The organism is Chitinimonas naiadis, assembly GCF_054780835.1.
Genome location: NZ_BAAGVO010000004.1, coordinates 1359954 through 1386150, shown reverse-complemented (window position 1 = coordinate 1386150; position 26197 = coordinate 1359954). Strand labels below are relative to the sequence as shown.

General features: G+C 62.5%; 29 protein-coding genes. 13 read left to right on the top strand and 16 right to left on the bottom strand.

From position 1 onward, the window contains the following. Positions 1-25: 25 nt before the first annotated feature. Positions 26-559 (top strand): hypothetical protein, encoded by a 534-nt coding sequence (locus ACYVHK_RS12740; protein ID WP_460532342.1) that lies wholly within the window; start codon positions 26-28, stop codon positions 557-559. Between the two features lie 16 nt (positions 560-575). Then, the gene (locus ACYVHK_RS12735) at positions 576-974 is read left to right on the top strand and encodes a GFA family protein (RefSeq protein WP_460532339.1); all 399 of its coding nucleotides are present in this window, start codon (positions 576-578) and stop codon (positions 972-974) included. An 80-nt stretch (positions 975-1054) separates the two neighbouring features. On the opposite strand, the gene ACYVHK_RS12730 is transcribed toward ACYVHK_RS12735, so the two are convergent. Continuing rightward, positions 1055-1579 (bottom strand): prolyl-tRNA synthetase associated domain-containing protein, encoded by a 525-nt coding sequence (locus ACYVHK_RS12730; protein WP_460532336.1) that lies wholly within the window; start codon positions 1577-1579, stop codon positions 1055-1057. Positions 1580-1706: 127 nt separating this feature from the next. On the opposite strand from ACYVHK_RS12730, the gene ACYVHK_RS12725 reads away from it, so the two are divergent. Further along, complete coding sequence (locus ACYVHK_RS12725; protein WP_460532333.1) at positions 1707-2375, top strand: O-methyltransferase; 669 nt, start codon at positions 1707-1709, stop codon at positions 2373-2375. Here the strand turns inward: ACYVHK_RS12725 and trhA are convergent. Next, a complete protein-coding gene (gene trhA, locus ACYVHK_RS12720; protein ID WP_460532330.1) occupies positions 2372-2986 on the bottom strand; it encodes a PAQR family membrane homeostasis protein in 615 nt (204 codons plus the stop codon). The genes ACYVHK_RS12725 and trhA overlap by 4 nt on opposite strands. 52 nt (positions 2987-3038) lie before the next feature. Beyond that, positions 3039-3941, bottom strand: coding sequence for an alpha/beta hydrolase family protein (locus ACYVHK_RS12715; RefSeq protein ID WP_460532327.1), 903 nt, complete (start codon positions 3939-3941; stop codon positions 3039-3041). 89 nt (positions 3942-4030) lie between these two features. Here ACYVHK_RS12715 and ACYVHK_RS12710 point away from each other — a divergent pair, with 89 nt between their 5' ends. Then, positions 4031-4390, top strand: a complete 360-nt coding sequence (locus ACYVHK_RS12710; RefSeq protein ID WP_460532324.1) for a MerR family transcriptional regulator — start codon at positions 4031-4033, stop codon at positions 4388-4390. A 21-nt stretch (positions 4391-4411) separates the two neighbouring features. Here the strand turns inward: ACYVHK_RS12710 and ACYVHK_RS12705 are convergent, their stop codons facing one another. Next, a complete protein-coding gene (locus ACYVHK_RS12705; protein WP_460532321.1) occupies positions 4412-6415 on the bottom strand; it encodes a methyl-accepting chemotaxis protein in 2004 nt (667 codons plus the stop codon). Between the two features lie 224 nt (positions 6416-6639). Between ACYVHK_RS12705 and ACYVHK_RS12700 the strand changes: the two genes are divergently transcribed. Then, entirely contained in the window at positions 6640-7224 is a 585-nt protein-coding gene (locus ACYVHK_RS12700) for a hypothetical protein (RefSeq protein ID WP_460532318.1), read from the top strand. A gap of 257 nt (positions 7225-7481) precedes the next feature. Here ACYVHK_RS12700 and ACYVHK_RS12695 read toward each other — a convergent pair whose 3' ends face one another. Continuing rightward, positions 7482-8114 carry a hypothetical protein gene (locus tag ACYVHK_RS12695; RefSeq protein ID WP_460532315.1) on the bottom strand — a complete coding sequence of 211 codons (633 nt, stop codon included), beginning with the start codon at positions 8112-8114 and terminating at the stop codon, positions 7482-7484. 77 nt (positions 8115-8191) lie between these two features. Here ACYVHK_RS12695 and ACYVHK_RS12690 point away from each other — a divergent pair, with 77 nt between their 5' ends. The 4 genes from ACYVHK_RS12690 to ppk2 all read left to right on the top strand — a co-directional run bounded on the left by ACYVHK_RS12690 (position 8192) and on the right by ppk2 (position 11098). Then, a complete protein-coding gene (locus ACYVHK_RS12690; RefSeq protein ID WP_460532312.1) occupies positions 8192-8833 on the top strand; it encodes a ParA family protein in 642 nt (213 codons plus the stop codon). Between the two features lie 44 nt (positions 8834-8877). After that, complete coding sequence (locus tag ACYVHK_RS12685) at positions 8878-9702, top strand: CHAD domain-containing protein (RefSeq protein WP_460532309.1); 825 nt, start codon at positions 8878-8880, stop codon at positions 9700-9702. A gap of 73 nt (positions 9703-9775) precedes the next feature. After that, positions 9776-10174 carry a VOC family protein gene (locus ACYVHK_RS12680; RefSeq protein ID WP_460532306.1) on the top strand — a complete coding sequence of 133 codons (399 nt, stop codon included), beginning with the start codon at positions 9776-9778 and terminating at the stop codon, positions 10172-10174. Positions 10175-10258: 84 nt separating this feature from the next. After that, entirely contained in the window at positions 10259-11098 is an 840-nt protein-coding gene (gene ppk2 / locus ACYVHK_RS12675; protein ID WP_460532303.1) for a polyphosphate kinase 2 family protein, read from the top strand. A gap of 200 nt (positions 11099-11298) precedes the next feature. Here the strand turns inward: ppk2 and ACYVHK_RS12670 are convergent, their stop codons facing one another. Then, entirely contained in the window at positions 11299-12777 is a 1479-nt protein-coding gene (locus ACYVHK_RS12670) for an acyl-CoA-binding protein (protein ID WP_460532300.1), read from the bottom strand. Further along, on the bottom strand, positions 12770-14044 hold the full coding sequence (locus ACYVHK_RS12665) for an MASE1 domain-containing protein (protein WP_460532297.1): 1275 nt from the start codon (positions 14042-14044) through the stop codon (positions 12770-12772). Before ACYVHK_RS12665 ends, ACYVHK_RS12670 begins: the two co-directional genes overlap by 8 nt. Before the next feature lie 359 nt (positions 14045-14403). Here ACYVHK_RS12665 and ACYVHK_RS12660 point away from each other — a divergent pair, with 359 nt between their 5' ends. After that, on the top strand, positions 14404-14877 hold the full coding sequence (locus ACYVHK_RS12660; protein ID WP_460532294.1) for a GNAT family N-acetyltransferase: 474 nt from the start codon (positions 14404-14406) through the stop codon (positions 14875-14877). Here ACYVHK_RS12660 and ACYVHK_RS12655 read toward each other — a convergent pair. Further along, positions 14874-15758 (bottom strand): sensor domain-containing diguanylate cyclase, encoded by an 885-nt coding sequence (locus tag ACYVHK_RS12655; RefSeq protein WP_460532291.1) that lies wholly within the window; start codon positions 15756-15758, stop codon positions 14874-14876. The two genes, ACYVHK_RS12660 and ACYVHK_RS12655, sit on opposite strands and share 4 nt — an antisense overlap. A 132-nt stretch (positions 15759-15890) precedes the next feature. Next, on the bottom strand, positions 15891-16052 hold the full coding sequence (locus ACYVHK_RS12650) for a hypothetical protein (RefSeq protein WP_460532288.1): 162 nt from the start codon (positions 16050-16052) through the stop codon (positions 15891-15893). A gap of 598 nt (positions 16053-16650) precedes the next feature. On the opposite strand from ACYVHK_RS12650, the gene ACYVHK_RS12645 reads away from it, so the two are divergent. Continuing rightward, a complete protein-coding gene (locus tag ACYVHK_RS12645; RefSeq protein WP_460532286.1) occupies positions 16651-17223 on the top strand; it encodes an outer membrane beta-barrel protein in 573 nt (190 codons plus the stop codon). 68 nt (positions 17224-17291) lie between these two features. Here ACYVHK_RS12645 and ACYVHK_RS12640 read toward each other — a convergent pair whose 3' ends face one another. The 4 genes from ACYVHK_RS12640 to ACYVHK_RS12625 all read right to left on the bottom strand — a co-directional run bounded on the left by ACYVHK_RS12640 (position 17292) and on the right by ACYVHK_RS12625 (position 21015). Further along, positions 17292-18338, bottom strand: coding sequence for a MerR family transcriptional regulator (locus ACYVHK_RS12640; protein WP_460532283.1), 1047 nt, complete (start codon positions 18336-18338; stop codon positions 17292-17294). A gap of 99 nt (positions 18339-18437) precedes the next feature. After that, on the bottom strand, positions 18438-19586 hold the full coding sequence (locus tag ACYVHK_RS12635; protein WP_460532280.1) for an MFS transporter: 1149 nt from the start codon (positions 19584-19586) through the stop codon (positions 18438-18440). A gap of 20 nt (positions 19587-19606) precedes the next feature. Further along, a complete protein-coding gene (locus ACYVHK_RS12630) occupies positions 19607-20377 on the bottom strand; it encodes a DeoR/GlpR family DNA-binding transcription regulator (RefSeq protein ID WP_460532277.1) in 771 nt (256 codons plus the stop codon). Between the two features lie 239 nt (positions 20378-20616). Continuing rightward, a complete protein-coding gene (locus ACYVHK_RS12625; protein ID WP_460532274.1) occupies positions 20617-21015 on the bottom strand; it encodes a hypothetical protein in 399 nt (132 codons plus the stop codon). Between the two features lie 401 nt (positions 21016-21416). On the opposite strand from ACYVHK_RS12625, the gene ACYVHK_RS12620 reads away from it, so the two are divergent. Beyond that, positions 21417-21821, top strand: coding sequence for a VOC family protein (locus ACYVHK_RS12620; RefSeq protein ID WP_460532272.1), 405 nt, complete (start codon positions 21417-21419; stop codon positions 21819-21821). Between the two features lie 9 nt (positions 21822-21830). Here ACYVHK_RS12620 and ACYVHK_RS12615 read toward each other — a convergent pair whose 3' ends face one another. From ACYVHK_RS12615 to ACYVHK_RS12605, 3 genes are all read right to left on the bottom strand, one after another. After that, a complete protein-coding gene (locus ACYVHK_RS12615; protein ID WP_460532268.1) occupies positions 21831-22667 on the bottom strand; it encodes a PA4780 family RIO1-like protein kinase in 837 nt (278 codons plus the stop codon). Between the two features lie 239 nt (positions 22668-22906). Further along, positions 22907-23386 carry a GNAT family protein gene (locus ACYVHK_RS12610; protein ID WP_460532265.1) on the bottom strand — a complete coding sequence of 160 codons (480 nt, stop codon included), beginning with the start codon at positions 23384-23386 and terminating at the stop codon, positions 22907-22909. A gap of 15 nt (positions 23387-23401) precedes the next feature. Beyond that, positions 23402-23737 (bottom strand): hypothetical protein, encoded by a 336-nt coding sequence (locus tag ACYVHK_RS12605; RefSeq protein WP_460532262.1) that lies wholly within the window; start codon positions 23735-23737, stop codon positions 23402-23404. Positions 23738-23894: 157 nt separating this feature from the next. Here ACYVHK_RS12605 and katG point away from each other — a divergent pair, with 157 nt between their 5' ends. Continuing rightward, complete coding sequence (katG, locus tag ACYVHK_RS12600; protein WP_460532259.1) at positions 23895-26093, top strand: catalase/peroxidase; 2199 nt, start codon at positions 23895-23897, stop codon at positions 26091-26093. Positions 26094-26197 lie beyond the last annotated feature (104 nt).

The window sequence follows — 26197 nt, the reverse complement described above, 5'->3', positions numbered from 1 at the left end:
ATAACGGGCTATATGGAGGATGTTTTTGAAAAACTGGTCAAGACGGTTGATTGGCGTTCTGGGGATTGCTGGGGGTATCACTGCCGTTGCCGTCATTGGTGCTCAAGCGCTTGCCGTACCTGGGCTGCTGATGAAGTTGGTCATGATGCTGTATATCTTTGTCGCACTCTGGGGGATATATGTAGGCATTCTGCTGATCGAGCGTGATCAGAGGGCAGATCGGCAGAATTTCTACTTTTGGTTATGTCAGGTGCCAATCGTTTTCCTGCCGGGGATTGGTCATAAGCTAGGTATCGGGGCTTTCTTCTTTCTTTGGCTGGAGTTTCCGATCAGGGCGAACTTCTTTGTGGGTCTTGGTGCCAATCTCCAGTTCCGCTTGTTTCGGATTGAGCCACCGGTTGCTATTGGCGTAAATATTGTCGCCCTCGCCTTGGCTATTTGGTTCTGGCGCCAGATTGCCGCAGTCAAAGCTGAACCGTTGCCCGGCGGGGTGGCTGAAGTTGGGATGCCGGACGCTGCCGAGCAAGCCGAATCGGTTGGAGCAGCTTCCCATGCTTGAACAGAGGAGAAATGGAATGCATACCGGTAGCTGCCTTTGTGGCGCAGTGGAATATGAAATCGACAGTGAGCTGGGTGTGATTACCCTGTGCCACTGCTCGCGCTGCCGCAAGGCCAGCGGCTCTGCCTTTGGCGCAGTGATGCCGGTTGCGGCCAAGGATTTTCGCGTGGTCAAGGGGCAGGGTGCCTTGCGCAGCTTCACCAGTGATGGCGGGGTGGAGCGGGTGTTCTGTGGCGAGTGCGGATCGCCCATCATTGGTAAGCGGGCAGCCATGCCGGATGTGGTGCGGGTGAGGGTGGGGACGCTCGACGAGCCCGAAGGCACGCATATCGGCTCGCATATCTTTGTCGGGTCGAAGGCGTGCTGGTACGAGATTGCGGACGATGTGCCGCAGCATGTAGAGCGACCGATGTAGCGGCTTTTCCCCAGGCATGCTCTGGAGGCGTTGCTGCCCTGGTGCCTTAGCATCCTAGCCTACCCGGCAGGTGCGCTTCCCTACGGTAGCACGGCCTGTTCGGCACGGGCGGGGACGTCGATGGCGCAGGTGGTGTGTCCGGTTGTGGCAAGGAAGCGTTGCAGATCGTCCCGGGTCAGCGACAGGGTGATGGTGTTGACCAGGGGGTGGCAGAGTAGCCGCTCGGCATGCCAGAGCGGAGTATCCAGCAGCACTTCCACGCGCTGTTCGCGGTCGTTGATGGCGGCGAGCAGGGAGACGGAGCCGGGGGTGATGCCGAGGTGGGCAAGCAGGTCGTCGCTCGAGGCGAGTGTGAGGCGTTTTACGCCCAGGACTTCTGCCAGTTGCTTCAGGTCGGCGCTCTTGTCGGCCGGCAGGCTGATCAGGAAGTAGCGGCGGCGCTTGTCGTCCCGCAGGAACAGGTTCTTGGTCTCCGCGCCGGGGATGGGCGGGACGAGCCGGGCGGCCTCCTCGCAGGTGAAGACGGCAGGGTGGTCGACCCGCAGGTAATCGATCCGGTGCGCGGCGAGATGGTCCAATAGCGGGCGTGCCTGGGCGTCGGTCATGGCGTTTCGATTCCATTCTGCGGGCTGTTACCATGGAGGCCATGCGGCCTTCCTGCCGTGCAGCCTAGCGGCTTGTGCCTCCGATGGGAAGTCGTACCCTTCATTCCCACTTCAAGCAGACCTGACCATGAACCAAGCGACCTGGACCGAGGTTGATCACTATTTCTCCAACAGCCTGATCCCTGCCGACCCGGTGCTTGAACAGGCGTTGGCGGATAGCGATGCAGCGGGCATGCCATCCCATCATGTGGCACCGAACCAGGGCAAGCTGTTGCAGTTGTTTGCCCGGATGTGCGGTGCGCGGCGTGTGCTGGAGATCGGCACCCTGGCGGGTTACAGCACGATCTGGCTGGCGCGGGCGTTGCCGGAGGGCGGCAAGGTGGTGACGCTGGAATTCAACCCTGCGCATGCCGCGGTGGCGGCAGCCAATATTGCGCGAGCGGGTTTGTCGGATCGGGTTGATATCCGCATCGGAAAAGGCGTCGAGACCTTGCCCCTGCTGGTAGCGGAAGGTGCGGGGCCGTTTGACCTGATCTTCATCGATGCCGACAAGCCCAGTAACCCGGCCTACCTGGAATGGGCGCTCAAGCTCTCACGGCCGGGTACCGTGATCATCGGCGACAATGTGGTGCGCAATGGCGCGGTGGCGGACCCTGGCAGCACCGATGCCAATGTGATCGGCGTGCGGCGCTTCTTTGAGCTGATGGCCGAGAACCCAAGGCTCTCCGCAACGGCGATCCAGACCGTGGGCAGCAAGGGCTACGACGGGTTCTCAATGGCGATCGTGCAGGACTAGGCTACGAAGCGGGCAACTGCGTAATAGTGGCTCGCGCTGCCGCCCAGGACGAACAGGTGCCACACGCCGTGCGAGTGGCGCCAGCGCTCGCCCAGGCCATAGAACACTGTACCCACGGTATAGAGCACGGCGCCGATGCCCAGCCATAAGAGGCCGTAGGCGCTGAGCCGCTCGGTGAGCGGGACGATGGCCACGAGGCCGAGCCAGCCCATGACGGCGTAGAGCGTGACCGAGGGGGCGGCGTGGCGCGCCCACCAGAGTTCACGCACGATGCCCAGCAGGGCCAGCCCCCAGATCACACCAAGCAGGGACCAGCCCCAGGCGCCATGCAGCGTAACCAGGGCGATGGGGGTGTAGGTGCCGGCGATCAGCAGGAAGATGGCGCAGTGGTCGAGCTTGGCAAAGAAGTCGCGAACCCGGCCCCGGCTGCCGTGGTAGAGCGTGGAGGCCGCGTACAGCAGGATGAGCGTCGCCCCGAAGATACTGAAGCTGACGATCTTCCAGGCGTCGCCCAGCCGGGCGGCCATGAGGATGAGCACCACGGCACCGGCGATGGCGAGCAAGGTCCCTACCAGGTGGCTGAGGCTGTTGAAGCGTTCGCCGTGGTACATGATTGTCCTTTGGCAGCATCCAGTCTCCCGATATACCCGTGCTAAATGACAATCATTCGATGGTGGCCCGATGGATGGCCCCGACCTTGCGATCGACCGGCAGCGTGCTGAGCAGCCAGTCACGCACTGGCGCCCACAGCACGGCGTTCTGACGACGGAAGAAATTGAAATGACCAATCTGCCGCAAGCCCATCGCCTTGGGGCTGAGGGTGCGATGGTCGATGCGAGCGGCGCTGAACTGTTGCAGCAAGTTTGCGACCGTACGGGGCGGTGCAAAACCATGATCGTCAGCCATGCCGATGGCGAGCAGGGGGCCGCGGAAGCGCGCATAGCCCGATACGTCGAGCGAGGTGTCGCTGAACAGGTAGTCCGCTTGCAGGCTCCAGTTGCGCCAGTCCCGGGCGATGCCGGCGGGAAGATGGTGCCCCACGCCGAACCGGGCGGGCAGGTAGCCGAAGCTGCGCAGCAGCAAGGGCATGGCGACGTGCCAGGCGAACAGCATGCGCAACCATTGCTGCTTGGGGTAGAGCCGCCAGTAACAGGTGCCGGAGGCGATCAGGCACAGGCCACCGACCTGTGACAAAGAGGGGGCGAGTCCGCTAAGGTTGCCGCCAGCGCTATGGCCGATGACGACCACGCGGCGGCCGTCGGGTCCGATTGCGTCCAGTACGTGGCGGATCACGCCTTCGAGGTCGTAGCGGCCCCAGTCGGCCATGCGGGCCGGGTCCAAGCGCGCCGGCTGCAGGGCGGAGTCCCCAATGCCGCGTGCGTCCCAGCTCAGGACATCGAAGCCGGTATGAGCCAGGTCGCGGGCGAAATCGTCATAGAAGCGGCGCTTTACGCCGGCGGCCGAGTTGAGGATGACAACCCCGCGCCGTGGTCGGGTTGCGCGGTAGAGGCTGGCCTGCAGGCAGATGCCGTCGGCAGCGGTGAGGGTCAGGCGGGTGGCGTCCATGGTCTTGGGTCCGGTAGTCGAGTGCGGGAAAAGTGCAGCCGGAAACCATGGTAGGGTATGGACTTTACTCCACAGTAAGCAGGTGGCCGATGCGTATCGCCGAGCTGGAAAAACTGTCGGGCCTGAGCCGCGACACGATCCGCTACTACGAGCGGGAAGGACTGATCAGCACGCCGCGTCGTAGCGACAACGGCTATCGGGACTACGACCGGCATACGCTGGCCGAATTGCACTTTATCCACAAGGGCAAGTGGCTGGGCTTCTCGCTCGAAGAAATGAAGGTGGCGATTCCTTCGCTGCGCAAGCCGCCCGAGCGTTGCCAGGCACTGCACGAGGCGCTGCGGGAAAAGCGTGCCGCCATCGTCACCGCGCTGGCCGAGCAAACGGCGAGGTTGGCGGCGATGGACGCACTGATGGGCAAACTCGGGGTGTCGCCGGACGACACCTGAATCGGCTAGACGAGATGTCGCTCAGACCTTGAAGCGGGCGACCTGTTCTCCCAGCACCTGTGCCTGGTTCTGCAGGCTGGCGGCCGCCTCACGGGTGCCCTGGATGGCGCTGTCGTTGTCGCGGGCCATCTCGCTGATCAGCTCGATATGCTGGGCAATCTGCGTGCTGGAACTCGATTGCTGCGCGGTGGCGAGCGCGATTTCGCTGGTCTGGTCGGTCAACTGGTGGATATTGCGCTGGATGGCATCGATGGCGGCCGCTGCCTCGCGTGACATGGCTACGCCATGCTCCACCTTCTGGCTGGCCTGTTCCACATGGCTGACTGCTGCGCTGCTCTCCTGCTGGATGCCGGACAGCATGTCGCCGATCTGCACCGTGGCCTGGCTGGTACGCTCCGCCAGCTTGCGCACCTCGTCTGCGACGACGGCAAAGCCTCGGCCCTGCTCGCCGGCCCGCGCCGCCTCGATGGCGGCATTAAGCGCCAGGAGGTTGGTCTGGCCGGCGATATCGTGGATCACGGCGGCGATGGCGCTGATCTCCCGGGCCCGGCCATCCAGTTGCTCGACGCCGGATTTGACATCGTGCATGGAGACGTTGATGGCGGCGATCTCGTCGGCCGTTGCCTGGATGCGTTGGGCGGCGTCGCGAGTCAGTTCATCCGTCGCGCGGGCGGCCTGGTTGGATTCGCGGGCGTAGTCGGCCACGTGGGTGATGCTGACCGTCATTTCCTCGACCGAGGCGGCGGTCGATGCCGAGGCATCGCTCTGCCGGCGCGAGCGGTCGGCGATGCTGCCGGTGGTGCCGGTGAGATTGCGGCTGGTCTCATCAAGCAGGCCACTTTGCTGCTTGATGTCGGTGATCAGGCCCTGGATGCGGCTGACGAAGTCGTTGAAGGCACCGGATATCTGGCCGATCTCATCGCGCCGCTCCACCTTGAGGCGGCTGGTCAGGTCGCCCTGGCCGCGGGCGAGCTCCGCCATGGCACCGCTCAGGCGCTTCAGCGGGCGGGTGACGGTATGCATGGCCAGCATCAATACGATGCCCATGCCCAGCAGGCTTAGCAAGGCCACCACGAGCGTGGTGACCACGATGGCATTGGCGGGCCCCATGACGGCGGAGAGCGGAAAGCTCACGCGCAGCGACCAGGGCGTACCACCGTTGCCGACCACCAGCGGCGAGAACAGATGGGCCTGGCCGTTCTCGATGTATTCGTAGGTCTGGCCGGCCTTGATGGCGGCCAGGGCGGCCGGTGGCAGGTCGTCGGCCTGCTTGGCCAGCCGGGATGCATCGGCATGGGTGGCGTACAGGCCGCCGTTGGAGATCAGCGTCACGCTGCCGGCGTCGAAGGGTTTGACCTTGGCGAGTGAGGCTTGCAGACCGGATAGCGGAAAGTCTGCCCCCACGACCGCGACGAACTTGCCGTCGATCAGCAGTGGCGACATCAGCGAGGTCATCAGCACGTCCTTGCCCATGACCTTGTACAAGTAGGGCTCGATCAGTGCGTCTTTCAAGGTGCGTTGCGGGATGGCGTACCAGTCGTTCGCGCCAGCCTTGTCGTAGTCGACCAAGGGCTCGACCGCGATCTGGCCGCTGCCGCGGTTCCAGTAAGGCAGGTAGCGGCCGGTCTTGTCGTGTGCCGGTTTCTTGTCGACGTACTCAGCGTCCTTGCCATCGAGCGCGTTTGGTTCCCAGAGGGTGCTGTAGGCGAGGACGTCGGGATTGGCCTTGAGGAGATTGGCCATCATGGCGTCGATCTGCTCGCGGCTTGGCGGCGCACCGGCGGCCTTGGCGCCGATCAGCAGGTTGCCCAGGCTGTGGACGGTTTCGTAGGTGGCGTTCAGGCTGCCTTCGAGCTTGGCGGATTCGCTGGCGGCAAGGTGGCGAGCGTCTGCCATTGCGGCTTCACGCACGCTGTTGCGGCTCTGGTAGGCGACGATGCCGCCGGATACGGCGAGGCCGACCAGGGCACAGGCGAGGGCGGTCAGGGTGAGGCGAACCTGCAGCGAGAGGTGGCTGGAAACCATGGTGTGCGTCCCAAAAGATCCGGTCTTGCCGGGTATGGACCGCTCGCTGACGGTTTGCAACGGGCGTGATGGCTACGCCTTTCCTCCGCTTTAGGTATACATCGACCACGCGAGGGTGCCAAGACGTTTCGGGTGTGAAGATGACCAAGCCCCCGGGGTGGCTTTGTTCATGGTGCTGACACGTTGGGTCGATACGATGTCAGTTTTATCGATGATCGTATGCCATGCCTGCGACTATCTATTCAAAAACCGACAAGGGCCGGGAGGAGATCGAGCGTCGCCTGCACGGCCTGCCGGCCAAGGCGCGCCGCCTGCTGATCCTGGTCGATGGCTTGCGTCCCGCTAACGAGCTGGCGGCTGCCATCGGCCTCACGGATGAACTACCTGGCTTGCTTGCCCTGTTGCGCGAGGGCGGCTTTGTCACGTCTTCCGCCATGGCGTCCTTCACGGCACCTGTGCAGCCGGCCCGGCTAGCACCGCCGGTCGAGCCTGCAAAGGTGCCGACCGTCAAGTCGCCCGCCATGTTGCCTGCACCCATCAGCCCAGCCGAGCCCATCCGTATCGACCCTGAAGTACTGGCGATCGCCAAGCGGATCATGCTCGACAGTACCGAGCAATACCTCGGCCTGCTGGGCGCGGAGATCAAGCAGCGTATCGCCACGACCCATGATGCCGATACGCTGAGCCGTTGCGTCGCCAAGTGGAGTCTGGCCATGCGGGAGAGTCGCCTGGGCCGGTCGCAGGCGGCCGAGTACCTGCAGCAGGTTCAGTCGCTGCTCTGGGAAGAGACGCCCGCCCTGGCGTCGTGAGAGCCTGCGGTTCGGTGCGCGGAAGATACCGGTCTGCATGCCGGATGCAGGCTGTTTGTACAGCGTTCCGGCTTCGGTACGAACGTACCGGAATTCCACAAAAGCTGAGGACAACGTTGTGGATAACTCTGCTGGAGCATTGTCCGGCTTGAGTATTCGTGGGTTGCCTAATAATTGGGCAGTCGTGCAAGATTGAGGCGCTTGTATCACACATTGCCCGCTGTCCCCCTGGAACAGCCGGGCAAATGGGGTGTCGGTCAGGCCTTGCCGGGGCGGCCGGTCTTGAGCTTCTCGAGCTTGCCGACGGCGTCCAGCAGCTGTGTGTCCGACAAGGCGGCCAAGGCGGCCAGCCCGGCGCGGATCAGTTCGCCTTTCTTGACTTCACGTCCTGCCTTGATCACCCGGGTCTTCAGTTCCCCGAGCAGGGCGTAATCCTGTTCGGGGAAAGTGAAACTATCGCGTATCAGCTTGGTCTTCTTGCCATTGCCCTTTTCCTTGGCGGACTTGGCCTCCGGTTTGCTGGCTGCAGCTGGAGTGGCCGGCTTGGCTGCGGGCGTGGCTTTGGGTGCCGAGGGCTTGGCTGCGGTTTTTGGGGTGGCTTTGGGTGTTGACGGGGTGGATGTCGCCTTGCTTTGCTTTGGATCAAGCTTGGCGGCTGCCGTTGTGTTCTCCTTGGCTGGGGCGCGTTTGGGCGAGGCCGTCTTGCCGGCGCTGGCGGCGACCTTGGGCTTACTGGTGGTTACGGCGACTGGTTTGGCTTCGGCTGCCGTTACGGCGGGCGCGGTGGTGAAGGCGGGCGTGGCGGTATCGCCCGGGGCCGACGGAGCGGCAGGTGCCGCTGCGGTGGTAGTGGGCTTGGTGGTCTTGGCTGCAGCAGGTTTGCGCGACATCGTCGGTTTCCTTTGAATGTTGAAACGATATAAACTGTATAAATAATTTATACCGTTTATAGATAACAGGCAATGTAATGGCAATCATCATGGTCGCAAACCCCAAGGGGGGATGTGGCAAGTCAACCTTATCGACGCATCTGGCAGCATGGTTTGCACAGCAGGATGAAATGGTCTGTCTCGGCGACCTGGACCGACAGCAATCGAGCGCGCACTGGCTGTCCCTGCGGCCAGCCGGCCTGCCGCGTATCCAGGGGTGGGCGGTGGAAGAAGGCGAACCCCTGGCGCCACTACCAAAACACTGTCGGCAGGCTATCCTGGATACGCCCGCCGGCTTGCATGGCAAGTCACTTAAACTATTGTTGAACGCGGTGGATTATGTGGTGGTGCCGGTGACGCCATCGCCGTTCGACATGCGCGCATGCCAGGGTTTCTTTGAAGAACTGGCCGAGATGAAGGCGGTGCGCAAGGAGAAGGTAGCGATCGCCACGGTGGGGATGCGGGTTGACCCACGCACCCGTGCGAGCCAGCATCTGGTGGAGTTCCTCAGCGAGTTTGACCTGCCCTTGCTGACCTGCATACGCGATACGCAGCGCTATGTGCAGGTAGTCCAGGCCGGTATGAGCCTGTTCGATCTACCGCTGTCGGTCAGCCGGCAGGACCGGGAACAATGGCGCCCGCTGCAGGATTGGCTGGTACGATCCCGGCACGGTAGCTGAATACGTCTCTGGCGCAGCAAGGATGGAGTGAGATCGATTTGGGCATGCAAGCCGTAGCAAGCATTGTCAGCCAGACCTTGGGCCAGCATCTGGAGGCCGTGGCGGCGGCACGCCTGTTCCTGCTGGCGCAGCCGGATGATGACGAGGCGTTGCATGGCCTCAGGGTGTCGATCCGCCGTTTGCGCAGTGCACTGCGGCCACTGCGCCGCTATCTGGCGCAGGACCCCGCCGCCGTCGCTGCACTGCAGCTGCTGAAGCAGCTTCACGCGGCGACCAATCCCTTGCGTGATCACGAGGTGCAGGCGCAGTTGATCGAGCGCCTGTTGCTACCCGCCTGGCTGCCTGCACATGCGGCCTGGTTCAACGCCCGTGAGCAGCAGAGTCGGGCAGCCCGCGGCACGGTGCTGTCCATTCTGGCAGAGGGGGCATTGCCTGCCGCGCTGGAAGGCTTGGCGGCGTCCTTGTATGTGATCATCGCCGACCCTGCATGCCGATTGAAGCCTGCGATGCGGCGCGAGCGGCGCGTGCTGCAAAAGCGCGTGCTGCGGGTGACCCGACGGCTTGACTGGGTCATGCGGCGAGAAGCGCGCTGGCATGCGCTGCGGCTCGACTGCAAGCGCCTGCGCTATCTGATCGAGGGTTACGGCGGCCTGGCAGGCAAAGTCGGAACAGGTGGCAGCGCGGTGATCAAAGAGGCGCAGGATGCGCTGGGCCGCTGGCATGATCTGGACTTGTTGAGCGCGGGGCTGGTGGCGAGCGAGTTGCCAGTCGACCAGTTGACGCCCTTGCTGTCCGCGGCACGATTGCGGCAACAGGCCGAAGCGCGCCTTAGCCTGAAGGCCCTGCATCGCGAGCTTGCACACCTGTAAGTGTGTGCTGGCTGTCGTCGGAGTCGAGAGATCGCGTCGTCTACATTCATCCAGCACTCAGGGAGCGCACCGCATGTCGTCCTGTTTACAGCACATCAGTGCCATGAGCCTGTTTGTTGAAGACCTGCCGGCGAGCAAGGCTTTCTACCAGGCGGTTTTTGGTGTTCCGGTGGTCTACGAGGATGCCAATTCTGCCGTGGTCCGCTTTGACAACCTGATGATCAACCTGCTGCAGATCGACAACGCGGCCGAGATTGTCGCGCCCGGTGCGGTGGCTGGCCGGGATGCCGGTTCGCGCTTCCAGCTCAGCATCTGGGTGCCTGACGTGGAAGCCGTCTGTACGCAACTGCGGCAACACGGCGTCACGTTGCTGGCGGGGCCGATCGACCGGCCGTGGGGCATGCGCACGGCCAACTTCGTGGACCCGGCCGGGCATAGCTGGGAAGTCGCACAGAAGCTGGGCGCGGACTAGCCGGCGCCAGCGGCGGCGGTTGCTTTCTCCCACGCTTCAATCAGACTGGCAGCCTGTTACCGGCTTGTGCAAGGAGACCTGGGCATGGCAAAGAAAGACAAGCACGACAAGGCGGACAAGCCCGCCAAGATGCGCCGCGCGACCGACAAGCCGTCGATGTCGTCCGACGAATACGAGCAGGCGCTGTTCCTGCTGCATGTGGAACTGGTGAAGCTGCAGGAGTGGGTGGTACAGACCGGCAGCAAGGTCTGCGTCGTATTCGAGGGCCGGGACGGTGCGGGCAAGGGTGGTGTGATCAAGGCGATCACCGAGCGGGTGAGCCCACGGGTGTTCCGCGTGGTGGCGCTGCCGGCGCCGACCGAACGCGAGAAGAGCCAGATGTATGTGCAGCGCTATGTGCAACATTTGCCTGCGGCGGGCGAGGTCGTGATCTTCGACCGTAGCTGGTACAACCGGGCCGGCGTGGAGCGGGTGATGGGCTTCTGTACCGAGCAGGAGGCGGTCGAGTTCCTGCGTGCCGTGCCTATCTATGAACAGGCCATCGTCGACGCCGGCATCATCCTCATCAAGTACTGGCTGGAGGTGAGCCAGGAAGAGCAGACCCGTCGTCTCAAGGCACGCATCCATGACGGGCGCAAGGTCTGGAAGTTGTCCGAGATGGACCTGAAGTCCTATAGCCGCTGGTACGACTTCTCACGGGCGCGCGATGCGATGTTCGCGGCATCCGATACGGAGACCGCACCCTGGTATGTGGCGGATTCGGACGACAAGCAGCGCGCCCGCTTGAATGTCATCAGCCATCTGCTGGCCAAGATTCCCTATGAGACCGTGCCCCGGAAGACGGTGAAGTTGCCGGCACGGCAGAAGGCGGAGGGTTACCAGCAGCCTGATCATCCCTACCGCTGGGTGGCGGAACGGTTCTGATACGGCGCCGTATTCGTCGCTCCGCAAGCACCCGGTGCGACGGGAAAAGAAAAAGCCCTGAGGAGAGAGTCAGGGCTTGAAAGGACCCCATCGGGGTTGTGCTACAGGGAGACCCGGCATGGTCTGACGTTGCTGGGGCCTATTATGGTGGCGGATCATGACAGGCGCATTTCACCATCGGGCGATGCCGGAACCGGTGCTCAGGCTGCCTGGGCCTCGGCCGACTTGAGCTTGTTCACCAGGGCCACGTAGTCGCTCATGGCCTGTTCGCGCACCAGACCCCGCCGTGCGGCCCAGGCGTCGTATTTGGCACGGCCGACCATATCCATCATGCCGGGGCGGTCGCCATTGATATCGCCGACGGTGCCTTGCTTGTAGAGGGCATAGAGCGCCAGCAGCGTATCGTTGTCCGGTGCCTTGCGCAGGGTGCGGGACAGTGCGGCGGCGGCCTCGAAGGCCTTTTCCGCATCGCTCGGTCCGTCGGGCAAGGGCTCGCCACCGAAATGCCGGTCCTCGGTCTCCAGATCGTCCGGGAACCAGCGCACCTCCAGCAGGCGGCCTTGCCGCATGACCAGCGCCAGTACACCCTGCGAGGCGAGGGCAGGAGTGCGCAAGGTCGCGGGGATGACAGCCATGCCCGCGTTAAGGACTGCGGCACCGAAGGCGACGAAGTGGATGCCTTCTCCCGCCCAGCCCTGCAGGCGGGCCAGCCCCTTGCGACCGAGGTAGACGCCGCTGGTGCGGTTGGCGCCCGGCTGCGCCCAGACAAAATCGGGAATACCGCGATCGTACAGGGTGGCAAAATCACCACGCTCCAGATCGGCCTGCGCAGCGGCGAGTAGCGTGGTCATCTCGGCCAAGGTCATGTGTGGATTGACGTTGCTCATGCCCAGCGAGCCGGCGGTGCTGGCCTCGAAGAACTCCAGCACGTTCTTGCCGACGATCTCGCGGTCGTTATCCACGCAGACCATGTGGTAGCTGTCTTCGAGTACCACCATGCGCGCCTGCCCGGCACGCTTGCCGCCACCGATGTGTTCGACCAGGTAGTTGGCCGAGCGCAGGCTGGTCAGTTCATCCTCGCGGGCGTGGATGACCAGGGTGGGGCAACTGATCCGGTCGAGCCCCTTCATGACCACCGCGCGCAGCCGGTCCACCTCGCGGATGCAGGCAAGCGGCACCCAGCCGTAATGGAAGTTCTCGCCGCGCTCGAACTTGGCTTTCACGATCTCTCGCAATTGCTCGTTCTTGATGCCGTAGGGGTCTTCCTCGGCGACCTTCATGCGCTCGGGTACGGTGGGGATGTGGTACAGCAGCGGACGGAGGCCGCGATACCAGGGGGTGGCCCAACCATCGATATAGATGGGGGGGGCCAGCGCAACCAGGCGCCCCTTGCTGTGCTGCTCGCGCTTGACGGTCTCGATGGCCAGCAGGGAGCCCATGCACATCCCCATGACGTGCAGGACTTCATGCTGGTCGATGATCTCGCGATACTTGACCCGTACCGCCTCGATCCAGTCTTCCATGTAGACGCCGGCGAGGTCCTCAGGTTGGGTACCGTGACCGGGAAGGGTCAGCGAATGGGTGACAAAGCCGGCGTTCTTGAGCCGCTTGTGCATGGAGCCCAGGTCGTACTGGGTGCCGCCCAGGCCGTGGATCAGGAAGACGCCGGGGTCAGCCATGGGTGGTCTCCGGGGTGTCCAGCCGCAGCATGGCGACAACCTGCTCCACCTTGCCATCGGCGCCGCGTATGCCGGCCAGCCGTTCACGGATGCGCAGGGTGCGGCCGTCTTGCAGGCTCAGCCCATAGGTTTGCTCGCTGAAGGACGCGGTGCCCTCGGCTACGCCGGCCCAGGTGGCCTGTACCAGCTCGCGCTCAGCTGGGTCGATGCGATCTATCCATTCATCCAGGCTGGTCACGTCGGTGACGTTCGCTCCCAGTAACTGGGCGGCCCCTTCTCCCCAGACCGCGCGACCGGTGACGGCGTCGTATTCCACGCTGGTGACGCCGACGGCCTGCATGGTGCGTTCATAGCGCAGACGCCAGGTGCGGGCGTTTTCCAGCGCAACGCGCCGGTCCTGCGACAGGGCGCGCACGGCGATCATGACGCCGGCCCAGATGGCGACGAAGCCCTGGACTTCGATGACGGCTTCTCCCGCAAAACCATCGGTTACTGCGAATGGCCCGGCACCCTGTGCGGTACGCGCGATGATCAGCAGGGCACCGGCCAGCATGGCGAGGGCACCACCACGTGCCCCCCACAGTGCGACGGCAATCAGCAGGAAGGGCATGGGCAGGTAGGCGAGCGTGGCGGCGATATGGCCGTAGTGCTGTTCGGTGTCGCCGACGAATACCACGGCGACGGCGATCAGGAAGGTGATGAAGGCCAGTCCACCTCCGAGGAACTGTGACATGGGCATGCCACCAGAACGACGGACACGGAAGCCGCGAAAAGCTACGGCCAACGGTGCGACCAGCAACAGGCCGACGGCCGTGGAGAATATCCAGGTGCGTGCTTCGATCATCAGATCGGCCGAGGGGCGCTGCCATTGCCACAGCAGCATGGCGAGGATGCCGCCGAAGGTAGCCGCGAACAGGGCGCCGATGATCAGCAGTACAGCACCGGCAGGGCTTTCGGCATCATGTCGGCCCAAGGTGGCGATCCAGGCCCCGGCGGCCATGCTGACAACCTCGATACCGGCAAAGGGGAGGGCCCCGGCGATGCCTAGCCCATGTGCGACCAAACCCCAGATGAAGGACGCGACGGCAGCGCCGGCCAGAATGCCGGGCCACCACCAGCGGGCAGAGACCAAGAGCGCGGCAAAGGTGACGCCGCTGCCCAGCCAGACCGGCACGGTTTCGGTCGCGGCGCTCGCCAGGCTGCGCGAGATGGCGGCGACGATCAGGAACAACACGGCGATGCTGATCGCCCTTTTTGCCTGCTGCATGGCGACTTCCCCCTCTTTATATGCCTTGCAGCATAGTTGGCGGGGTTATCGGCTCGCAAGAACGCGACCGCGTGGGCAGGAAGACGGCTGGCGGGGTGTGTGCTCTTTACGACGGAGTGTGTTGGGGGAAAGAAAAAGCCCCGCGGGGATCACGGGGCTTGGAGTGCCCTCCAGGGAGGGCGATTTTGCAGGGAGACCCGGCGAGGTCTAACGTTGCGGGCTGCATTATGCCTATGTTCTATGACGATTGCATTGTGTGAAACCACAATGCCGCGACCGGGGTAAACCCTGCTAGGCATGGCGTGCAGGTGGCTGCCGGCGCTAGCATGGGTGGATCGGAACCGGAAGGAGGCTGGCCCATGCAGGTATCGCTGCGCGAGATCAATGCGGAGACGGTCCGACAGATAGTCGATCTGGCGGTGCACCCGCAGCAGCAAGGCTTTGTGGCACCCAATGCCGTATCGCTGGCGCAGGCCTTGTTCAGCGAGGAGGCGTGGTATCGCGCCATCTATGTGGACGACACACCGGCCGGCTTTGTCATGCTCTTCGACGAAACGCGGCGTGCTGTGCCGCCCGCGGTGCCGCAACTGGGTCTGTGGCGTTTCATGATCGCCGCGCCCTTCCAGGGGACGGGCGTGGGGGCGGCAGCCTTGCAGCAGGTGATCACCTGGGCGCGCGAGCGGGCGGTATTCGAGGTCCTGCAGACATCCTATGTGCCCGGCCCGGGTTGCCCGGAACCGTTCTACCTCAAGGCGGGCTTTCACCACACCGGCAGGATGGATGAGGATGAAATCGTGCTGGAATACCCACTCAAAGAAGCGACTACCGCTTAGTAGCACACCTGGTCGCGGCCCCGTCGCTTGGCGGCATACAGGGCATCGTCCGCCTTGTTGAGCAGGGAGCAGAAGTCATCGGCTTCGGCCCCCAGCTCGGTCACGCCGATGCTGACGGTGATGGGGATGAGGCCGGCATGGGTGGCGACAGGGGTCGAGTTGATGTTGGTCACCAGCTTTCTGGCAAAGCCGATGGCGAGCGGCAGCGGCGTCTCGGGCAGGACCATGCCGAACTCTTCTCCTCCCAGCCTGCCCATCAGGTCGCTGCTGCGCATGGCGGCCTTGCAGGTGGTGGCGATGCTGCGCAGCACGTCGTCCCCGACAGCGTGGCCGTGCTGGTCGTTGATGCGCTTGAAGTAGTCGGCGTCGAGCATCAATACGGAGAGTGCATGCCCGTAGCGGCGGGCCCGGTCGATCTCGACCTGGGCGGCGTCCTGGAAGGCCCTGCGGTTCATCACCCGCGTGAGTTCGTCCGTGGTGGCGAGTGCCTGCATCTGTTCCAGCGCATGGACCAGGACCGAGACGTCGGCATAGGTCAGCATGCGACCGCCGTCCGGCAATTCTATGCATTCATATTTGAGTACCCGGCCGTCGACCAGGCGAAGGTGGACCGGTGGGTGGCTGCCGGCTTTGACGAGGTCGATGCGGCGCTGGACGTATTCGGACAGCTGATCGTCCGGGATGGTGTAGATCCGGTTGACCTGGCCATGTTGCATCAGGTCCTGGAAGGTGTAGCGGCGGCCCGCCTCGCAGGGAGGGAGGCCGAACATGCGGTGAAAGGCACGGTTGATGAAGCTGGCGCTCAAGTCGCTGTCCAGCAGCACGATGCCGTACTCGACCTGATCGAGCGCGTCGCGCAACGTTTCCAGCCAGGAGCCCATGGCAACCTCGTTACCCTGCCACCTCCTGGCCAATTTTCCTTTTGGCTTGATTTTAGCGCCTGTTCGGCGCCTTACAGCCTGGCGGACGAATGGTGGGGACGAGCGGTCAACGGGGCCGGCGCGGTACGGCGCTTATTTGGCGAAGGCGGACTGCGGTTGCGGTTGGCGCGGCGTCAGGCAGCCCAGGTAGTCCTTCATCAGGCGATGGGTAAAGGCTGCTTCCAGTTCGCCCTGCTGTTCGCGGCGTTGCTTGAGCAGCAGATCCCACATTGCGTTCTTGTCTTGCATCGTCATGACCATTTCTCAGGTTGGTTGCGTTGGCGTGGTTCCCTGGCCAGGTACTGTGCTGATGCCATGGGAGCAGGCTGTATCCACACCATTGCAAAGGGCATGCCAACAGCATCGGGCCGCCTGTATAAGGCGTTTGGGTGCGTTGTGCCGGGATAAAGGCGGCATGGTCGCCACGTGGTGTTGCGCAAAATCGCACAGGGTTGACGTATTTGGGCACATTGCGAAAAGTCGCAGGACCGAACTGTCTCGGTAGGTGGTGCGCTGCCTTACCTAAAGTCTTGGTCCTTGCGTTCCTATGGCTGGGGTTCCTGGTCTGGTCATTACGCGTTCACGCCTGATCGTCGGTGTTTATTCCGGATGGCCTGATTGTGGTTTTTCCGGCGCCCGCTTTGCGAACAGCTAGGGAAAATTGAGCGAGAGGGGCACTTTTATTGAACCGCCCGGTCTGGGTGGGTTATTAATTTTAATTAGATGGCTTAAATAATGGACGCTGGGCTTATTGTCAGTGCGGTGTAAGGAAATAAATGGATCGATCATTGGAACTGGCAAGCCCAGCCTTGCGTCTACCCGGCTACTATAACCATGAAGCGTGGAATTGATCGTGAAAAAGTTATTGATGGGTGCTGTGGTGACAATTGCCGCAATCGGTGCGATGCCGGCGTGGGCAGAAGGTGGTTATGCAGGGTTATCGATCACTACGCCGGGCGAGGCGAAGATGAATTTCGGCGCAGCAGGTACGGTGGATAATTACAACAATCCTACGGCGCTAAAGCTCTACAGTGGTTACAATTTTTCCGATCAGTATGCAGTGGAGTTGGGGTATGGCGACTTCGGCTCCTGGAAATTTACCAATCCGGCAGGCGGGAAGAACCCGGATGCCAAGATCAGTTCCAATGTGTTTTATGTGGCGGGTAAGCAAACCTGGAATCTGACAGACAGTTTTGCCTTGTTTGGCAAGCTGGGGGTGGCCAGGAATTATATTGAAACGACGGGAACCAATATGGAAAAGTCGGATCATGCGGTTATTCGACCCATGGTGGGGATGGGTATGGATTATAAGATTGCGAATAATCTGTCCGCCGTGCTGGAATACAATTGGTATGGGAAAAACAATACTGCGAATGGCCAGTTCAAGCAGCAAAAACTGGAGACCGGACTGAAGTTCAGTTTTTAAGCTCCGGCAGCCGCCCGCCCGTTGGGCAACAGTGAAGCCCGCTCAAGGCGGGCTTCACATGGCCTGGATCAGCCTGGGTGTTTCTGGTCGGCCACGCCAGTATGGGCGGCACGCAGGTAGTCCAGCATCGCGAGGTTGATGCCGGTCCCTTCCAGCAGGGCCGGTTCGTTTTCCATGGCCGTGCGCATCTTCTCTCGGGTGCGGGGATCGCTACCGGCGAACGACTCGGTCAGGGAATGCCACTGGGCGGCGGCGGCTTTTGCGTCTGGATGGTCGCTCGGGACCTGGGCCTGCATGAGTCGGTGCACGATGGCGATCAAGGCAGGCCAGGCGCTCATATTGGTGCCGTAGTTGGCGCGGAACCGGATCATCTCGGTTTCATCCAGATAGCGCGCATAGATTGCAAAGCGGGACACGGCCTGCGCCCGGCCGATGTAGGCCATCAGCGCCGGATTGAGGCCCGTTTGTGCCTGCAAGTTGTCTTCCCGGTGGTACATGGTGTGCAGCTTGGGCAGCAGCGCGGCGTTGGCACCGGTGAACTGCAGGACCAGCGTGCGCCAGCGTGTGGCCAGGGCCTGCACCTGTGGGCCTTCCGGCGGGGTGCCGGCATCCAGCAACTGCTGGGCGGTGGCGATCAGGGTGGGCCACTCCGCTTCGGCTGCCCTGATATCGGCTTGGTCGGCCCGACCTTTCAGTTCTTCCTGTTCTGCCTGGGTAAAGTACTTGTCATACATCGTCATGCGCTCCATGGTGGATAACCACTCATCGAGCTCGGGCTCATGGTGCTGGGCCAGGGTGGTCCGCAGCCGGCCGAGGCGATCACGCAGGGCGACCGTCTCGGCGATGCGGGCATCGAGCGCCTGGAACTGGCGGTCGATCAGACTGGGCAGTGCCATGCCTGAGCCGGTGAGCAGAGGCCCGATGTCGGCCAGCGGCAAACCGAGCTGGCGTAGCGCAAGTATCTGGTACAGCCGCGCCACGTCCCGCTGGTTGTAGAGCCGGTAGCCGGCATCGGATCGGCCAGAGGGGGAGAGCAGCCCGATGTCGTCGTAATGGCGTAGTGCCCGGATCGTCACACCCGTTCGCTTGGCCAGTTCACCGATCTTGAGTTGCATGTTCGTTCCCTCCGTTTGCGTACCTTGAAGCCTGCCGTAACGAGAGGGTCAAGCGCTTTGCACGGGATATTACAGGGAGGAACCCATCCAACCCATGGTTCAGGCTGCGGACCTTGCCGAACTGCCGATGCGGGCGCTGGCGGCCACCAGCAGGATGGCGCAGCCGAGGCCGGCGAAGGCCACGTTGAGGCTGCTGGCATGGGCCACGAAGCCAATCAGTGCCGGGCCGGTGAGAATGCCGGTGTAGCCGACCGTGGTGATCGCCGCCACGGCGAGGCTGGCGGGCATGGCGGTCTGGGCGCCGGCCGCGGTGAACAGGATGGGCACGATGTTGGAGGCACCGAGGCCGATCAGGATGAAGCCCAGCAAGGCGGTGCTGACATAGGGCGTGAAGACGGCCAGGAAGAACCCTGCGGCGGCACAGAGCCCACCCACCAGCAATACCTGCTTGCCACCGAGGCGGCGCACGATGGCGTCGCCGCTGAAACGACCCAAGGTCATGGCCACCGCGAAGGCGGCGTAGCCCATGCCCCCTTGGCTGGCTTCCAGGCCGCGGCCGCTGGTCAGGAATAGCGCGCTCCAGTCGAGGATCGCGCCTTCGGCCAGGAACATGATGAAGCACAGCACGCCGATGAAGATCACCGCGCCGTGGGGCAGTACGAACAGCGGCGCATCACGCTCGCTGGGTTCCGGGTCACGCAGCAGATGGGCCTGGGCGGCGAATAGCAGGGCGAGCAGCAGTGCCGAGATGATCACGCAGGCCCAGGCGGGGGCCGTGCCCAGCCATAGCAGCAGGGCCATACCGCCGGCGCCGGCAAAACCGCCGACGCTGAAATGGGCATGAAAGCCGGACATCATGCTGCCGCCACTGGCTTTTTCCACCATCACGGCCTGGATGTTCATGGCGACATCCAGCGTGCCGACCGCAGCCCCGAAGATGAACAGTACCAGGCCCAACTGCCAGGGGCTGGCTGCCAGCGCGAGACCGGGCAGTGTCAGGCTCATGAGGCTGGCCGAGAGCAGGATCACCGGACGGCAACCAAAACGGGCCGCCAGGATACCGGTCAGGGGCATGGCGATCAGCGAACCGATGCCCAGGCAGAGCAGTAGCAGACCGAGTGTGCTTTCGGTGAGGCCCAGCCTCAGTTTGGCGTAGGGCACCAGCGGTGCCCAGGCTGACATGCCAAGGCCGGCCACCAGGAAGGCGAGCCGCGTTGCGAGTTTCTGTTGAGGGCCGATCAGGTTCATCCGTTTCATCCTGGGTGGGGTCAGGCGGTGCGCAATACCTGCACGCCAAGTCTGGCAAAGGCATCGGCCTGTTCGGCGTCGCCGTCGGCTTCGATCACGAGGTGATGAAGGCTGCTGGCGTCCATCACGGCATAAGGGGCGGCGGCACCGAGTTTTTCGCTGGTGACGGCGGCCAGTACGGCGCGGCTGCGCAGCGCGATGGCACGCTTGAATTCGGCTTCCTCGAAGTGGCTGGCGGTGATGCCGGCATCGCTATCGGCACCGCAGGCACCCAGGAAGCAGATGTCCGGCCGCAACTGTTCGATATCCCGCATGGCCCGGGCACCCAGGCAGGCGCCGACGCGTCCGTCGATCGGGCCGCCGATCTGGATCAGCTCCAGATCGGGCCGGTCCAGCAGGCTGGCGGCGATGCTGGGCGCGTTGGTGATGACGGTCAGCGGCAGGGCGGGAAGGGCATCGGCAATCGCGAGATTGGTGGAGCCGGCATCGAGAAACAGGATCTGCCCGGACCGGACCAGGCTTACGGCTACTTCGGCCAGCCTTGCCTTGCGATCCACGGCTTCGTGACGGCGTTCGCTCAGCGTGCCGGCCGCCGGCGGCAAGGGCAGGGCTCCGCCATAGACGCGGCGACACAGACCGGCTGCAGCCAGCTCGCGCAGATCGCGGCGGATGGTGTCTTCCGATACGCCCAGTTCCTGCGCCAGGTCGAGCGCCAGTACCCGGCCGTTGGCTTGCAGGCGTTGCTGGATCAGGGTCTGGCGTTCTTTCAACAGCAGGTTGCTTGTTGTCATGGCTCATAATCATGCATGAATAGGCATTAATATGCATAAACGTGCAAAAACAGTCAATCTTGCTGGTACGAATAAGAGGGGATCGAATGCCTGCCGACTCGTGGATGACCACCGTGTGATGTTGCAAAAAGAAACCCCCGGTCTACCGTGCGGTAGCCGGGGGAAGCAGGGAGTGATCTTTCGAAAGCGCTGCGTATCGCTCCTGGAAAACCTGACCCGCCCCGAAGGGCGGGGGTACCTCAGATGGCGGCTTCACGCACAGTGCGGGAAGCGACCTTGACTTCAGCAGACTGAACTGGGGCGTTACCGCCAGCGACTTGTTGTACGTCACGGCCGGTGCGGCTTTGTGCCAGCAGTTCGGTGCTGGTGTTGTTGCGGCGGAAAGCATCGGTGTTGTCCGGGCTGACGCGGGCCTTGCCGGCGATCACGATGGTGTCGGACGCGGCAGCCTTGTTGCTGGTGGCGCGGAAGGCATCGGTATTGTCAGGCGAGACGAACTGGCTGTTGTAGGCATCTTCGGAGAAGCTGAAGACCGGCGCGCGGCGGACGTCGTCGGTGTAGCCGATGCCGGCTGCGGATGCTTGTACCAGGGCCAGGCCGAACAGGGAGGCGGAGATCAGTTTGGTGACGGTGTTCATGATGTGATTCCTTTTTCAAAGTTGGAAGACGATGGTTTGGATGACACTGACCGGGCATTTGATTCAGCACTAAGTATTAGTGCGCTAACAAAATGATCGGTTGTTTACCTTCACTGCGCTCTGCTTACCTGACGTTCCCGGTCTGTAGAGCTGGGGAGCGATGTCTTGGCGGTCTTGCCTGTTTGCCGTGTCTCGCTGCCATGGACTGCAATATACATACGACACTAACTATTGGCAAGCTAATTAAAGTGCCGTTCGTCGGCTTCGGTATGAACCGGTGCCTGGATGACAGGCTGGAAGTGCCCTACAGTGAGGCAGTGCCGACCGGTTTCACGGGGATATCGCGTCCGGCAATACAACAAGACCGGGTACCGCGTCTGTACCTGGATGGAGGAAACACCATGGCAACGCAGATCTACGTCAACCTGCCGGTCAAGGATCTGGACCGCAGCGTGAGCTTCTTTACTGCGCTGGGCTACACGTTCAACCCGCAGTTCACTGATGAAAACGCCACCTGCATGATCGTGGCCGAGAACATCTACGTGATGTTGCTGGTAGAGCCGTTCTTTCAGAGCTTTACGAAGAAGACCATTGTGGACGCGCACCAGAGCACCGAGGTGCTGGTCTGCCTGTCGATGGATAGCCGGGAGGCTATCGACGCACTGGTCGCCAAGGTGCTGGCGGCCGGTGGTACCACCCCGGCCGAACCCAAGGACTATGGCTTCATGTACCAGCATGGCTACCAGGACCTGGACGGTCATCTGTGGGAGCTGGTGTATATGGTGCCGGGTGAGATGCCGGCGTGATCGTGCCCTTTACAGCGACATGCGACGCAGCTCGTTTTCCTCGATGGCGAGTTCCACCTGGTGCAGCACGGCGTCGACATCGGCCAGGCGTTCGTCGAGCTTGAACTTGCCGGTGAGCGGGGTATCGGGCGTCAATGCGCCATCCTTGTACAGGGCCCAGATTTCCTTGCCGTACAGGCTGGTCTTGAGCGAGGGCGCGAAGGCGCTGAAGTAGGCCTTCAGGTTGTCCACGTCCCGCTCCAGCATCTCGGCCGCGTTGCTGTTGCCGGCCGCGTCCACCGCCTGCGGCAGGTCGATGATCACCGGACCGTCTTCGCCGACCAGGATGTTGTACTCGGACAAGTCACCGTGGATCATGCCGGCGCAGAGCATGCGGACGACCTCCTGCACCAGCATGGCGTGGTATTGCAGCGCCAGGGCTTCATCGAGTTCCACATCATTGAGGCGGGGGGCGGCATTGCCGTCGGCATCGGTCACCAGATCCATCAGCAGCACGCCTTCGTAGCAGATGTGCGGCTGCGGTACGCGCACGCCGGCACCGGCGAGGCGGTAGAGGGCGTCGACCTCGGCGTTCTGCCAGACTTCTTCCTGCATCTTTCGGCCGTAGCGGCTGCCTTTTTCCATGGCGCGCGCCTGCCGGCTGTTCTTGACCTTGCGGCCTTCCTGGTAGCTGGACGCCTTGCGGAAGCTGCGGTGCTTCACGTCCTTGTAGACCTTGGCGCAGCGGATGTGCTCGCCGCAGCGAACGATGTAGACGGTGGCTTCCTTGCCGCTCATGAGCTGGCTGATCACTTCGTCCACGAGGCCTTCCTCGACGAGGGAGACGAGTCCTTTGGGGGTCTTCATGTGTTGCGTGTGATTCCGGGGGGTAGAGCTGAAACCAACACGTGTTTGCTGCGGCCAAGTTGGGCTCGGCCCCGTATCCGGTAGTCAGGGAGGTGGGAAGGCAGATCAGCCTGTGGCGGGGCGGCTAGCGCCAGTGGCGCACTTCTGGCCGGTGGCAAGGCATTGATCTGGATGCAGTTTACCAGTTCGGGTGACCAGGCCGGCAAGCGATTGCATCCGGCTGTCGGTCCCGTGCCCGGTCAGGGCTGATCGCAAGGCGGCAGGTGCTTGCGCATGCGCGCATTGGCCAGGGTGACGCCGCGCGCAACCGGCATCTGCCGCTGCACGACCTGAAAGCCCTGGCGCAGGAAGAATCCCTCGGCCGCGAGGCTGACATCGGCGTACAGCTCAGACAGGCTGCGCGCTGCCGCCAACTGGTGGATGTGCTGCATCAGCAGCGTGGCGACACCCTTGCCACCCGCCTCGCCCGCCACGAAGAAATGATCGATATAGCCATCGGCCTGCAGGTCCGAGTAACCCAGCAGTTGGCCTGCGTCCTCCACCACGAAGGGCTGGATGCCAGCCATGCGCCGGGTCCAGGTTGCCTCGTTGAATTCGTCCGGTGCCCAGGCGGCCAGTTGTTCCGGGCTGTAATGGCGGTGAGCGAGCCGGTGTATGGAGGAGTGGAAGATGCGCCATAGCGCCGGGGCTTCGTCGGGGTGGTAGGGGCGGATATGCATGGCAAGTTACTTGGGTCAGATGACGTCTGGGTTGTTGCCGGTAAAGCGTGAGAGGGTTGGAAACCCCGTCGCCCAGAACTTGAATAACACCATTCCGTTTTCACTCAGCCACGACTCAGCCTCAGTGGCTACGGCTGTCCTTACCGAAAATTTCAGGTCGTATCGATAAATCGCATTGACGACTTCTTGGTGCAAACCGGCAGTGTCATTCTTGCAGATACTGAAAATGTCGCCTGGCTGTGCTTCGAACAGCCGCTTGCGCCAAAGCGAATTGACACTGGCGTCGATGACGCCGTAGTCCAGCCAGTACTTGTGCAGCTTCTTCTGTAATCGCTTCGATCTGTTGATCATGTCATATCAAGTATCGATTGGATGAGGCGTTGATCTTAGCTTCATGCCGCATCGTGCTGGCTATCAAAACCATTACTAAATCCAATTTGATCTAACGCTGCCTGGATTCCAGACTAGATTGCCGTTGTTGGGTACAAACAGATCAAAGGAGATGATGATGGCAGAAGAAGCGAAGTGTCCATACTCGGGCGGTGCCCGCAGGCACGCGGTGGCATCCGCGCCAAGGAATGCAGACTGGTGGCCTAATCAACTGAACCTGAAGATATTGCACCAGCACTCGCCCGCATCCAACCCGCTGGGCGAGGCGTTTGACTACGCCAAGGCCTTCAAGCAGCTAGACCTGGATGCCGTGATCAAGGATCTCCATGCCCTGATGACGGATTCGCAAGACTGGTGGCCAGCGGACTATGGCCACTATGGGCCGTTCTTTATCCGCATGGCCTGGCATAGCGCGGGCACCTACCGGATTGCCGATGGGCGGGGTGGCGCGGGTACCGGTGGGCAGCGCTTTGCACCGCTTAACAGTTGGCCAGACAACGGCAACCTCGACAAGGCGCGCCGGTTGCTTTGGCCGATCAAGCAGAAGTACGGCCAGAATCTCTCCTGGGCTGACCTGATCGTGCTCACCGGCAATGTGGCGTTGGAGTCGATGGGCTTCAAGACCTTTGGTTTTGCCGGTGGTCGTGCCGATATCTGGGAGCCGGAAGAGGACATCTACTGGGGACCGGAAGGCAAATGGCTGGCCGACGAACGCTACCGTGGCGACCGGGAGCTCGACAACCCGCTCGCCGCCGTGCAGATGGGCCTGATCTATGTGAATCCGGAGGGCCCCAACGGTAACCCCGATCCAATCGCGGCGGCGCGGGATATCCGCGAGACCTTCGCCCGCATGGCGATGGACGACGAGGAAACCGTAGCCCTGATTGCCGGTGGCCATACCTTCGGCAAGGGACATGGCGCGGCTGATCCCAGCCGCTATGTCGGTCCGGAACCCGAGGGCGGCAGCATTGAAGACCAGGGTTTTGGCTGGACAAATCGTTTTGGCAGCGGTCATGGTGTCCATACCATCACCAGCGGCCTGGAAGGTGCCTGGACCAAAAATCCGGTGCAGTGGGACAACAACTACTTCGAGAACCTGTTCGGCTATGAATGGGAGCTCACCAAGAGCCCGGCCGGTGCGCACCAGTGGACACCCAAGGGTGGCGCTGCGGCCGGTACCGTACCGGATGCGCATGACCCTTCCCGGCGGCATGCACCGGTGATGTTCACGACCGATCTGTCGCTACGGCTCGACCCCGCCTACGAGAAGATTTCCCGGCGTTTTTTCGAAAACCCGCAAGCGTTTGCCGATGCATTTGCCAGGGCCTGGTACAAGCTGACACACCGCGATATGGGGCCGTTGTCCCGTTACCTTGGCCCACTGGTACCCAAACAGTCCTTGCTGTGGCAGGACCCTATCCCTAGCGTCGATCATGCGCTGGTCGAGGGGCAGGACATTGCCGAGCTGAAGACCAAGATACTGGCTTCCGGTTTGTCCATCGGCGAGCTGGTTACGACAGCTTGGGCCTCGGCCTCCACTTTCCGTGGCAGCGACAAGCGCGGTGGGGCCAATGGAGCCCGCATCCGTCTTGCACCTCAAAAGGACTGGGACGTCAATCAGCCGGCCGAACTGGCGAAAGTGCTAAAAAAGCTGGGAGCGATTCAGGAAGCGTTCAACGCTGGGCAATCCGGCGGGAAGAAAATCTCGCTGGCGGACCTGATCGTGCTGGGTGGCACCGCCGCTGTCGAAGCTGCCGCCAAGCAGGCCGGTCATGACGTGACGGTGCTGTTCTCGCCGGGCCGTACGGATGCATCGCAGGATCAGACGGATGTGGCGGCATTTGCTGTACTGGAACCCACGGCAGATGGCTTCCGCAACTACCTTCGGCAGGGCCAGGAGGGGGCAGCGGCCGAGCTGCTGGTCGACAGGGCGAACCTGCTTACCTTGAGCGCGCCGGAAATGACGGTGCTGATAGGTGGCTTGCGCGTGCTGGGTGCCAATATCAGGAACGCCGAACATGGTGTTTTCACCAAGCGGCCCGGCACCTTGAGCAATGACTTCTTCGTCAACTTGCTGGACATGCGGACGAAATGGGAAAGGTCGGCCGCATCGGACAGTGTGCTTGAGGGGCGTGATCGCGCAACGGGCGATCTCAAATGGAAGGCGACCGTGGTCGATCTCGTCTTCGGTTCGAACTCGCAACTGCGCGCCATCGCCGAGGTTTATGCGTCATCGGACGCGCAAGCGGTGTTTGTGCGTGACTTTGTGGCAGCCTGGACCAAGGTGATGAACCTGGATCGTTTCGATCTGCGGTGAGTGCTATGGATTGACCCTGACAAACAGGGTCAGGAAAAAATACGCCCCAGACTGGAATAGTCCAGTCAGGGGCGTGTCTTTGTTGGTCCTTATCCCTTACAGCC

Excerpts from the sequence above, each read along its gene's own strand:
- ACYVHK_RS12735 (WP_460532339.1), top strand. The coding sequence starts at position 576 with ATGCATACCGGTAGCTGCCTTTGTGGCGCAGTGGAATATGAAATCGAC.
- ACYVHK_RS12730 (WP_460532336.1), bottom strand. The coding sequence starts at position 1,579 with ATGACCGACGCCCAGGCACGCCCGCTATTGGACCATCTCGCCGCGCAC.
- ACYVHK_RS12725 (WP_460532333.1), top strand. The coding sequence starts at position 1,707 with ATGAACCAAGCGACCTGGACCGAGGTTGATCACTATTTCTCCAACAGC.
- trhA (WP_460532330.1), bottom strand. The coding sequence starts at position 2,986 with ATGTACCACGGCGAACGCTTCAACAGCCTCAGCCACCTGGTAGGGACC.
- ACYVHK_RS12715 (WP_460532327.1), bottom strand. The coding sequence starts at position 3,941 with ATGGACGCCACCCGCCTGACCCTCACCGCTGCCGACGGCATCTGCCTG.
- ACYVHK_RS12710 (WP_460532324.1), top strand. The coding sequence starts at position 4,031 with ATGCGTATCGCCGAGCTGGAAAAACTGTCGGGCCTGAGCCGCGACACG.
- ACYVHK_RS12705 (WP_460532321.1), bottom strand. The coding sequence starts at position 6,415 with ATGGTTTCCAGCCACCTCTCGCTGCAGGTTCGCCTCACCCTGACCGCC.
- ACYVHK_RS12700 (WP_460532318.1), top strand. The coding sequence starts at position 6,640 with ATGCCTGCGACTATCTATTCAAAAACCGACAAGGGCCGGGAGGAGATC.
- ACYVHK_RS12695 (WP_460532315.1), bottom strand. The coding sequence starts at position 8,114 with ATGTCGCGCAAACCTGCTGCAGCCAAGACCACCAAGCCCACTACCACC.
- ACYVHK_RS12690 (WP_460532312.1), top strand. The coding sequence starts at position 8,192 with ATGGCAATCATCATGGTCGCAAACCCCAAGGGGGGATGTGGCAAGTCA.
- ACYVHK_RS12685 (WP_460532309.1), top strand. The coding sequence starts at position 8,878 with ATGCAAGCCGTAGCAAGCATTGTCAGCCAGACCTTGGGCCAGCATCTG.
- ACYVHK_RS12680 (WP_460532306.1), top strand. The coding sequence starts at position 9,776 with ATGTCGTCCTGTTTACAGCACATCAGTGCCATGAGCCTGTTTGTTGAA.
- ppk2 (WP_460532303.1), top strand. The coding sequence starts at position 10,259 with ATGGCAAAGAAAGACAAGCACGACAAGGCGGACAAGCCCGCCAAGATG.
- ACYVHK_RS12670 (WP_460532300.1), bottom strand. The coding sequence starts at position 12,777 with ATGGCTGACCCCGGCGTCTTCCTGATCCACGGCCTGGGCGGCACCCAG.
- ACYVHK_RS12665 (WP_460532297.1), bottom strand. The coding sequence starts at position 14,044 with ATGCAGCAGGCAAAAAGGGCGATCAGCATCGCCGTGTTGTTCCTGATC.
- ACYVHK_RS12660 (WP_460532294.1), top strand. The coding sequence starts at position 14,404 with ATGCAGGTATCGCTGCGCGAGATCAATGCGGAGACGGTCCGACAGATA.
- ACYVHK_RS12655 (WP_460532291.1), bottom strand. The coding sequence starts at position 15,758 with ATGGGCTCCTGGCTGGAAACGTTGCGCGACGCGCTCGATCAGGTCGAG.
- ACYVHK_RS12650 (WP_460532288.1), bottom strand. The coding sequence starts at position 16,052 with ATGACGATGCAAGACAAGAACGCAATGTGGGATCTGCTGCTCAAGCAA.
- ACYVHK_RS12640 (WP_460532283.1), bottom strand. The coding sequence starts at position 18,338 with ATGCAACTCAAGATCGGTGAACTGGCCAAGCGAACGGGTGTGACGATC.
- ACYVHK_RS12635 (WP_460532280.1), bottom strand. The coding sequence starts at position 19,586 with ATGAACCTGATCGGCCCTCAACAGAAACTCGCAACGCGGCTCGCCTTC.
- ACYVHK_RS12630 (WP_460532277.1), bottom strand. The coding sequence starts at position 20,377 with ATGACAACAAGCAACCTGCTGTTGAAAGAACGCCAGACCCTGATCCAG.
- ACYVHK_RS12625 (WP_460532274.1), bottom strand. The coding sequence starts at position 21,015 with ATGAACACCGTCACCAAACTGATCTCCGCCTCCCTGTTCGGCCTGGCC.
- ACYVHK_RS12620 (WP_460532272.1), top strand. The coding sequence starts at position 21,417 with ATGGCAACGCAGATCTACGTCAACCTGCCGGTCAAGGATCTGGACCGC.
- ACYVHK_RS12615 (WP_460532268.1), bottom strand. The coding sequence starts at position 22,667 with ATGAAGACCCCCAAAGGACTCGTCTCCCTCGTCGAGGAAGGCCTCGTG.
- ACYVHK_RS12610 (WP_460532265.1), bottom strand. The coding sequence starts at position 23,386 with ATGCATATCCGCCCCTACCACCCCGACGAAGCCCCGGCGCTATGGCGC.
- ACYVHK_RS12605 (WP_460532262.1), bottom strand. The coding sequence starts at position 23,737 with ATGATCAACAGATCGAAGCGATTACAGAAGAAGCTGCACAAGTACTGG.
- katG (WP_460532259.1), top strand. The coding sequence starts at position 23,895 with ATGGCAGAAGAAGCGAAGTGTCCATACTCGGGCGGTGCCCGCAGGCAC.